Source organism: Pseudomonas sp., from assembly GCF_037994325.1.
Classification (GTDB): Bacteria; Pseudomonadota; Gammaproteobacteria; order Pseudomonadales; family Pseudomonadaceae; genus Aquipseudomonas.
Genome location: NZ_JBBNAH010000035.1, coordinates 1 through 1892, shown reverse-complemented (window position 1 = coordinate 1892; position 1892 = coordinate 1). Strand labels below are relative to the sequence as shown.

At 58.0% G+C, this 1892-nt stretch carries 1 protein-coding gene and 1 pseudogene; one reads left to right on the top strand and one right to left on the bottom strand.

Going from position 1 to position 1892, the window contains the following annotated elements:
- Positions 1 to 123: pseudogene (locus AAAB16_RS01145) on the bottom strand (hybrid-cluster NAD(P)-dependent oxidoreductase); the annotation flags it as partial.
- Between the two features lie 348 nt (positions 124 to 471).
- Here AAAB16_RS01145 and gbcA point away from each other — a divergent pair.
- Positions 472 to 1761 (top strand): glycine-betaine demethylase subunit GbcA, encoded by a 1290-nt coding sequence (gene gbcA / locus AAAB16_RS01140; RefSeq protein WP_340661676.1) that lies wholly within the window; start codon positions 472 to 474, stop codon positions 1759 to 1761.
- Positions 1762 to 1892: the final 131 nt, after the last annotated feature.

The window sequence follows — 1892 nt, the reverse complement described above, 5'->3', positions numbered from 1 at the left end:
GTCGGCCATAAAGCAGAAGGTACGGACATCCAGGGTTTCCTGAATGACGTTGACGCAACGCACCAGGTGGCGGCCATTGGCCCAGGTCTGCGTGTTGACCGGGTTAAGGAAGGTGTTGGACATGATCGCTCCCGCGCCAGATATGGAAGTGCGCCGTACCGGTACGCCCGGCCAACACAACGGTGGTTGTGACTATGGCGCCGATTGTGGGCATGCGCCTAGGGGCTCACTTACCTATCTGCGACATTCACATGCTCACCGCGACCAGCCCCCAACCATAGGGGCTAGCGCGTCGGAAACGGATTCGGCCGTGTCGCCCATAGATAAGGCCCCGAATTGCCTCGACCCCACACTCCACTGCAATACAGGTCAGCTCTTGGCCAACCAGAGAGCGCTGCACAAGCGCCTTGCGTGAACACCAACCGCCATTTTCGCTGGGCGCACACCGCGATCAGCCATGAGGATTCAACGATGGACACTTCTACCCTGAGTTTGGGCGACCCACTGGAACCGGCACGCAAGGCCACCGCCGAGATGCTGCAAAACCGCGAGCGCACCTACTCGCTGCCGCAGCCGTTCTATAACGACGAGCGCCTGTTTGAAATCGATATGCAGGAGATCTTCCACAAAGAATGGTTGATCGCTGGCATGACCTGCGAGATCCCGGCCAAGGGCAACTACATCACCTTTCAATTGGGCAACAACCCGATCGTGGTGATTCGCGGCGCCGATGGCGTGGTCAATGCCTTCCATAACGTTTGCCGCCATCGCGGTTCGCGCCTGTGCACTGGCGCTAAAGGCAAGGTGGCCAAGCTTGTCTGTCCCTATCACCAGTGGACCTACGAGCTCGACGGTCGCCTGCTGTATGCCGGCACCGAAATGGGCGACGACTTCGATATGAAGAAGTTCGGCTTGAAGCCTGTGCACGTGAAAGTGGCGGGCGGTTATATCTTTGTGTCCCTGGCGGAAAACCCGCCGGCTATCGACGAGTTTCTCTCCACGTTGGCCCATTACATGGAGCCCTACGATATGGAGAACACCAAGATCGCCGTGCAAACCACGTTGATGGAAAAAGCCAACTGGAAGCTGGTGATCGAAAACAACCGCGAGTGCTACCACTGCAACGGTTCACACCCAGAACTGCTGAAAACCTTGCTGGAGTGGGACGACGTCACCGACCCACGCGCCGACCAAGCGTTTAAAGACCACGTTGCAGCATCGGCTGCTGCCTGGGATGCGGAAAAGATCCCTTACGCCCACGCCAGCTTTGGCCTGCGTAACCGCATCGTGCGCATGCCGCTGCTTAAAGGCACCGTGTCGATGACCCTGGACGGCAAACAAGGCTGCCAAAAACTGATGGGCCGGATCAAAAACCCGGACCTCGGTTCCATGCGCATCCTGCACCTGCCGCACTCGTGGAACCACTGCATGGGCGACCACATTATTGTCTTCACCGTGTGGCCGATCAGCGCCCAGGAAACCATGGTCACCACCAAATGGATCGTGCACAAAGACGCGGTTGAAGGCGTCGACTACGACCCGGCGCGTATGCGTGAAGTGTGGGACGCCACCAACGACCAAGACCGTCGTTTGGCCGAAGAAAACCAGAAAGGTATTAACTCCACCGCCTACCAGCCAGGGCCGTATTCGAAGACCTATGAGTTTGGTGTGGTGAACTTTATTGACTGGTACAGCGAGCGTTTGCTGAGCAACTTGGGCGCGGCACCTGCGGCGTATTTGCGTGGGATTAAAACCCAGTAAAGCAGCTGTAATAAGAAGCCCCCGTAGTTGATGACTATGGGGGCTTTTTTATGGTGCGGAAATCGCTGTTGCCCCCGGCCCTCTCCCCCCCGCCCTCTCCCGCTAGCAGGAGAGGGGCTAGGGGTGAGGGC